This is a genomic window from Leyella stercorea DSM 18206, assembly GCF_000235885.1.
GTDB lineage: Bacteria > Bacteroidota > Bacteroidia > Bacteroidales > Bacteroidaceae > Prevotella > Prevotella stercorea.
In genome coordinates, this window is record NZ_JH379360.1 from 1 (window position 1) to 6,593 (window position 6,593).

7 protein-coding genes are annotated in these 6,593 nt (G+C 39.6%); 4 read left to right on the forward strand and 3 right to left on the reverse strand.

Features of this window, described 5'->3' with window-relative positions:
- Positions 1 to 28: 28 nt before the first annotated feature.
- The 3 genes from HMPREF0673_RS13280 to HMPREF0673_RS01150 all read right to left on the reverse strand — a co-directional run bounded on the left by HMPREF0673_RS13280 (position 29) and on the right by HMPREF0673_RS01150 (position 3,435).
- Entirely contained in the window at positions 29 to 745 is a 717-nt protein-coding gene (locus HMPREF0673_RS13280) for a DUF4846 domain-containing protein (protein ID WP_007897019.1), read from the reverse strand.
- 426 nt (positions 746 to 1,171) lie between these two features.
- Positions 1,172 to 2,809 carry an ABC-F family ATP-binding cassette domain-containing protein gene (locus HMPREF0673_RS01145; RefSeq protein ID WP_007897020.1) on the reverse strand — a complete coding sequence of 546 codons (1,638 nt, stop codon included), beginning with the start codon at positions 2,807 to 2,809 and terminating at the stop codon, positions 1,172 to 1,174.
- Between the two features lie 191 nt (positions 2,810 to 3,000).
- The gene (locus tag HMPREF0673_RS01150; RefSeq protein WP_022429426.1) at positions 3,001 to 3,435 is read right to left on the reverse strand and encodes a DUF6078 family protein; all 435 of its coding nucleotides are present in this window, start codon (positions 3,433 to 3,435) and stop codon (positions 3,001 to 3,003) included.
- Between the two features lie 192 nt (positions 3,436 to 3,627).
- On the opposite strand from HMPREF0673_RS01150, the gene HMPREF0673_RS01155 reads away from it, so the two are divergent.
- The 4 genes from HMPREF0673_RS01155 to HMPREF0673_RS01170 form a co-directional block, all read left to right on the forward strand.
- A complete protein-coding gene (locus tag HMPREF0673_RS01155) occupies positions 3,628 to 4,599 on the forward strand; it encodes a hypothetical protein (protein WP_007897022.1) in 972 nt (323 codons plus the stop codon).
- The gene (locus HMPREF0673_RS01160) at positions 4,593 to 5,369 is read left to right on the forward strand and encodes a hypothetical protein (RefSeq protein WP_007897023.1); all 777 of its coding nucleotides are present in this window, start codon (positions 4,593 to 4,595) and stop codon (positions 5,367 to 5,369) included. Before HMPREF0673_RS01155 ends, HMPREF0673_RS01160 begins: the two co-directional genes overlap by 7 nt.
- Positions 5,370 to 5,371: 2 nt before the next feature.
- Positions 5,372 to 6,139 carry a metallophosphoesterase gene (locus tag HMPREF0673_RS01165; RefSeq protein WP_007897024.1) on the forward strand — a complete coding sequence of 256 codons (768 nt, stop codon included), beginning with the start codon at positions 5,372 to 5,374 and terminating at the stop codon, positions 6,137 to 6,139.
- A gap of 6 nt (positions 6,140 to 6,145) precedes the next feature.
- The coding region (locus HMPREF0673_RS01170) for a hypothetical protein (RefSeq protein ID WP_007897025.1) at positions 6,146 to 6,593 on the forward strand (448 nt) is incomplete at its 3' end.

Below are 6,593 nucleotides of genomic sequence, written 5' to 3' on the forward strand. Positions count from 1 at the left end.
TATGCGCTAAATTAATTCCGCCAACGGGTTACCATGTTCTTAAATGAGTTTTAATGTTAAATAAATATCCATTAATGTAGATTTTATCATTAGTTGATAAAATCGGAGTGTAATTACCAAAATTTCTACATTTAGGATTTTTTCCACTTATAATTTCAATATCTTGTGCAGGCATCCAACTATTTGCAAATAAATAATAATTTATGCCTTTTACTGTTTTTTTATCTATAATAATAACTACATGGCCAGGATACCCAGGAATTATGAGTAAATCCCCAATTTTAGGCAGTTTATTTGTAGAGTTTAATTCCTGATATAAACTTGCAGAACCTGCATACATCATTACTTCAAATAAGTATTTTTCAAAATTAGCTCTATCATATCCCTTTCTTCCATTCTTCTGTGAGAATGTTATACATTTAGAAGATTTATGCAATCTATATCCTTTTGCCCAATCATCAAAACATACAATTACACCATTAGTCAATCGAAACTCTATTTTGGTATATTCTTTTCTGGAATAGAAATATTCTGCCCTGAGTCTAATAGCGGCATCAGCACATTGTTGTACTGAATTAATTCTTACATCCAATACACCTAACGAGTGTGTTTTTAAAATATTGCCTTTGTAATCTCTTACAACTGTAGAAGATTTTCTTGGAAAATATTTAATATAGTTTTCCCAAGTCTGTGCAAAACTAATGTTAGCAATAAACGCACATAATAAAAATAAATATCTAAGCATCTTTTTAAAGTTTTAAATTAAACTATTTAGTTTTATAAATCATTTCTTTTTAAATTGTGCATAAGTATGATTTACAATAATTGGCTTATTATTTTGCCAATTTAATTCTGGAGTTCCATCTTCATTAAGAATTTGAATCTTACAAAAGGAACAACGTTTTTCTACAATTTATATCAATGTTTTGCTGTCTATTTACTTTGTGTGCTTACCCAAGCCAGTCGGTGAAGATAAGTATACATTCGTGCACCTTCTCAAAGAATTTCCCTATCCGGCGCTTGATGCCATTCCAATAAATCCCATTCTTTTTAATGCTCATATACTTCGTTCTTTATTTTGTTATTAATTCATGTGCAAATACGCTATCAGTGCTATCTGTATAAACAGAATGGCAAGAAGGTAGTATGTAATACAACTTTCCATTCAAAGCTATTGTTTCTTCTCCAGCTCTTGCAGGCTTTCGAGTTTCTTTGATTCGAGGAAGTCGTAGATGCCACCGAGGTGTTCGCGGACGCGACCGTGACCGAACTCGTAGACCTTGGTGACGAGTCCGTCAAGAAAGTCGCGGTCGTGACTAACCACGATGAGGGTGCCGTCGAAGTCCTGCAGGGCTTGTTTAAGAACGTCTTTGGTGCGGAGGTCGAGGTGGTTTGTCGGCTCGTCGAGGATGAGGAGGTTCACTGGTTCGAGGAGGAGCTTGAGGATAGCTAGTCGTGTGCGCTCGCCACCGGACAGCACTTTCACTTTCTTCGTGGAATCTTCGCCTCCGAACATGAAGGCTCCGAGCAGGTCGCGTATCTTATTGCGTATCTCCCCCTTTGCAACGTCATCAATGGTCTGGAAAACGGTAAGTTCACCGTCGAGCAGCGATGCCTGGTTCTGAGCGAAGTAGCCAATCTGTACGTTGTGTCCGAGGTTGAGTTGTCCTTGGTTCTGGAGTTGTCCCATGATGCACTTCACGAGTGTAGACTTTCCTTCGCCGTTGCGACCTACGAAGGCTATCTTATCGCCGCGTTCTACGGTGAGGTTCACACCGCTGAATATTGTTTTGTGGTCGAACGACATGGCTACGTCGCTCATCTGCACGGGGTAGGCACCGCTTCGTGGCGAAGGCGGGAACTTTAGTCTCAATCGGCTTGTATCCTCTTCGTCCACTTCTATGAGTTCGAGTTTCTCAAGCATTTTTACGCGGCTCTGTACCTGAAATGTCTTTGAGTACGTACCTTTGAAGCGTTCGATAAAGTCTTTTGTCTCGGCAATCATCTTCTGCTGCTCTTCGTATTGCTTCATTTGTTGCTCGCGTCGTTCCTTGCGCAGTTCGAGGTAGTGACTGTAAGAAGCTTTGTAGTCGTAGATGCGTCCCATGGTCACTTCGATGGTGCGTGTGGTGATGTTATCGACGAATTTGCGGTCGTGACTGATGACGACTACGGCTTTGGAACTATTGATTATGAAATCCTCAAGCCAACCGATAGACTCGATGTCGAGGTGGTTTGTCGGCTCGTCGAGTAGCAGTACGTCGGGCGACTTTAGCAGGAGTTTAGCCAATTCGATGCGCATACGCCAACCTCCAGAGAATTCACTTGTAGGACGATTGAAGTCGGAGCGTTCGAAGCCCAGTCCGAGAAGGGTCTTCTCTACGTCTTCCTCAAAGTGCGTCATATCAATGGCGTAGAACTTCTCCGAGAGAGTTGATACCTTCTCTATGAGTTGCATATAGTCATCGCTCTCATAGTCGGTACGTGTTGTGAGTTCGGTATTTATGCGGTCTATCTCAGCCTGAATCTCATGCAGATGTGCGAACGCCTGGCATGTCTCCTCAAAGACGGTACGTCCGTCTTCTGTCATAAGGTGCTGTGGTAGATAGGCTATGACGCAGTCTTTGGGTGCAGAAACAGTGCCACGCGTTGCCTGTCGTACGCCAGCCATAATCTTCAAGAGCGTACTCTTGCCTGCGCCATTTTTGCCCATGAGGGCTATACGATCCTTCTCATTGATTTGGAAGGAGATATCTTTAAATAGGGTGGTGCCACCGAATTCGACGGTCAGTCCATCAACTGTAATCATATATCTTTTTTTTCTAATGTTGAGGTTTGTTATAGTACTTGTGCGAGAGTACTTGAGTACTTGTGGATATATTACTCGAGTATAGTAGCGAGATTACTGCAGTATAGTGGCGAGATTACTCGAGTACTACATGGGGAGAGTACTGTGATAGTTGTAATGAACAGATACATTTGTTGCACCTGTTTGATGTGTTAGTCATACCAGTTGATAGCTTGCTCATAGCTATCGAACTGCATTTCTTCGGTTACGCCCACTATTTTCAGTACCTTCAGTATGAATTCCTGTTCGCTTATAGGTATGAGACGTGCGCCACGTCGACGCTCGAAGTAAGGATTGCGTCCCCATTCGCCGACGCAAATCTCCATGAAACGTCTGTACTGATCGGGGAACATGCGTCGCTGAAAATTGGTGAAGCCACGAGCGTAGAGCATCGGACTGTTGCTGCGATAATATGCGCATGAAGTGTCCTTAGTGCATCTGGTAGGGTTGATGAGCCGCAGATACTCCTCGTTCTTCAACATTATGGCGTGTGCTATCTGGTGCAAGCAGTTGGTTGCCATTGGGCAGTCGTTATGCTCGCATACGGGGTAATTGGTTGGTAGCGATGTGTATTCTTTTCTTGGCATAATATTTTTTAATAATCCTGTTTGTATGCATAGTCTTTATTTTCCAATGCAATATATTTTTGGGTGCAAAGGTACGACTTTATCTTGAAATAGGTCGCAACTTATATCTTAAAAAATCCTATTTATTCTATCGTTGTTGTTGATATTCAGAATATAATCATTATATTTGCACATAATATTAGCGTTGTTATTATGTGCAATATCAAATATTACATAAAAGAAACAGAAGCATATTTTGCCAAAACGTTGGGCGAAGATGTTGCTTTAGAACCAGCAGATAAGGGTTTGTTGGAAGGGCTTCCTATTAGTGTGTCTTCTAACTTCTCATTTTATGAAGGATGTTTGTTGAGGCAGTCCGTTTTGTTGGCTTACATAAAGGATGGTGATTCTGTGCCACCTGCACAAATGAAGAAGTTATTGGATATTATACAAAGACAGACAAAACTTGTTGTTATACTAATAACTCCGTGTATATCTTCCTATAATAAGGTAAGGTTGGTGGCACAAAAAGTCAACTTTGTCATTCCTGACAAGCAAATGTTTCTGCCATCTCTCTTGCTTGATATTAAACCAGATAGAAAGATAGGCTCGGATCTAAAAGAAACTATTCCTCATTTTGCCCAATGTTTGTTGCTTTATCATTTGCAAATAAGCTCAATAGTTGGAACAAGTAGTTATGAGTTGAGTGATAAGTTTGGTGTTTCTTATGCGACAGTGAACAAGTCTTTGCGTTGGCTTGCATCCAAGAATCTGATTAAATTAGAGGGTGTAAAGACCAAGACTGTGCAAATAGAGTTAAGCAACAGGGAACTTTGGTACAAGGCTCTGCCTATGTTTGTCTCTCCGATAGAGCAGCTTCATTATACAGATGCTCTTCTTGAAGGGATGATGATAAGTGGAGTAAATGCCTTAGCTTCTTATACTATGTTAAACGAAGAATCAAGACAATGTTGGGCTATAACAAAGAAAGAGTTGAAGAATTTGAACGTTGTAACAGATGAGCAGTTTGGAGAAAATGAAATCCAAGTTTGGAAGTATAACCCTAAGATGTTAAGTACTGAAGGAGTGGTTGATAAACTCTCGCTTTATCTTTCGTTGAAAGACAATGAAGATGAGCGAATACAAATAGAGTTAGAACGATTGATAAATGCAATGTCATGGTAAGAGGAATAGAAACATTCAAGCAGTTTTTTAAGGGCTTTGAAGACAATTATGTTATTATTGGCGGTACGGCATGTGAAATCCATGAGGATCTGTATGCCCAAGTACCTCGTGCGACAAAGGATATAGACATCATTTTGATTGTTGAGGCTTTATCTGCAGAGTTTGTTGCCAAATTCTGGGAGTTCGTAAAGATGGGTAATTACGAGCAGCGTAACAAGGGTGTTAATGAGAATGTAGAACCCAAGCATGAATATTTTCGTTTTATGAAGCCTGCTAATCCTGCTTTCCCATATCAGGTTGAACTCTTTTCACGTAGTCTTGGTTTGATGAATTTCCCTGAGGAGGCTCGTATTACACCGATTCCAGTGGATGAAGACCTTTCAAGTTTATCGGCAATACTCATGGATGAAGACTATTATCGTTTCACGATAGAACATAGCTTGCAGGAAGATGGCGTTCATATCGCTAACATCGAGAGTCTTATCTGTTTGAAAAGCAAAGCTTTCTTGGATTTGAGTCAAAGAAAAGCTAAAGGTGAAAGTATGGATAGCAAGCACATTGCGAAACATAAGAAAGATGTTTTTCGCCTTGCAGCAATGCTTGCTCCAGCAAGTAGATATGAACTACCCGACACATTAAAAACTGATGTCAGTGACTTTTGTGATGCTATCATGCAGGATTTGCCTAATGCCGATTTCATAAAGTCAGCAGGTCTTGGCAATGTGACAAGCCAACAGATTGTAGAACAACTCAAAAAATCAATGTTGTAGTTATGGTTAAGATTCAATATGCCTCTGATTTGCATTTGGAGTTCATGGAGAATACTCTGTATTTGGAGGATCATCCTCTCTATCCTGTTGCAGACATCTTGGTGTTGGCAGGAGATACCGGCTATTTAGGTGATGAAGGTTTTGTCAAACATCCATTCTGGGATTGGGCTTCAGAGAATTTCAAGGAAGTAATAGTAATACCAGGTAATCATGAGTTTTATTTGGGTTATGACTTGGGGCAACTCCATGATGGATGGTGCATGGAAATTCGGCACAATATCAAATGCTATTATAATGCAGTAATACATCTCTCAGATGATACAGACCTTATAGTTTCAACTCTTTGGGGACATATAGAGGCACAGGATGCTTTTGCAACAGAGCGAAGCGTGAATGATTTCTATCGTATTAAGGACAATGGTGTTGTGATTAGTTGCGAGCAATTTAACAAAGAGCATGATAAGTGCCGTGCATTCATAGAAAAGGCGGTTGGTGCGAGTAAGGCTAAGCATATTGTTGTGGCAACGCATCATGTTCCATCATTTGAATTGGTATCCCCAGACTTCATGGGCAGTTCGATAAATGGTGCCTTTACGGCAGAACTTGGAAACTTTATAGCTTATAGTCATATTGACTATTGGATATATGGTCATTCCCATCGAAACATAGACAAGGTGATAGGACAGACAAAATGTATCTCCAATCAACTTGGATATGTTAGCCATGGGGAGGCTAAGGCTTTTGATTTTATGAAATGTATTAATTTATAATGGACAATGGAGAAAGTTTTATTTTTTGATATCCCCAAACTTAAACCCAATTATTTCTTGATAGTTATTGGAATTTGTCTACTTTTGATAATTATCTACTCATTAACTAAGGTTTACTTACCAGATTTAATGTTGGAATTTACCATAATGGCATGTCTTTCCGACTTTATAGGCTTTTGCTTAATTTATTTTATTATAGAAATCCTTAGATATTCTAAAAATGTAAAAAATAAGCTAAGTTGTATTCTTTCCGATTCAGAAATATTAAGAGTTCTAAAAATATCAGACGGTATAGTTTCTAAAAGAAAACTCAGACGGGTGGCTGCATGTATTGACATTTCAGATATGAGATGGAATTATACTATATTCTTATCTGAAGGCAATATTTATGAGTTTAAATGTGTTGTCGTTAAAGTTCTTCCTAACCTGTTGGCGGAATTAAAAAACCGCCTGA

Excerpts from the sequence above, each read along its gene's own strand:
- HMPREF0673_RS13280 (WP_007897019.1), bottom strand. The coding sequence starts at position 745 with ATGCTTAGATATTTATTTTTATTATGTGCGTTTATTGCTAACATTAGT.
- HMPREF0673_RS01145 (WP_007897020.1), bottom strand. The coding sequence starts at position 2,809 with ATGATTACAGTTGATGGACTGACCGTCGAATTCGGTGGCACCACCCTA.
- HMPREF0673_RS01150 (WP_022429426.1), bottom strand. The coding sequence starts at position 3,435 with ATGCCAAGAAAAGAATACACATCGCTACCAACCAATTACCCCGTATGC.
- HMPREF0673_RS01155 (WP_007897022.1), top strand. The coding sequence starts at position 3,628 with ATGTGCAATATCAAATATTACATAAAAGAAACAGAAGCATATTTTGCC.
- HMPREF0673_RS01160 (WP_007897023.1), top strand. The coding sequence starts at position 4,593 with ATGGTAAGAGGAATAGAAACATTCAAGCAGTTTTTTAAGGGCTTTGAA.
- HMPREF0673_RS01165 (WP_007897024.1), top strand. The coding sequence starts at position 5,372 with ATGGTTAAGATTCAATATGCCTCTGATTTGCATTTGGAGTTCATGGAG.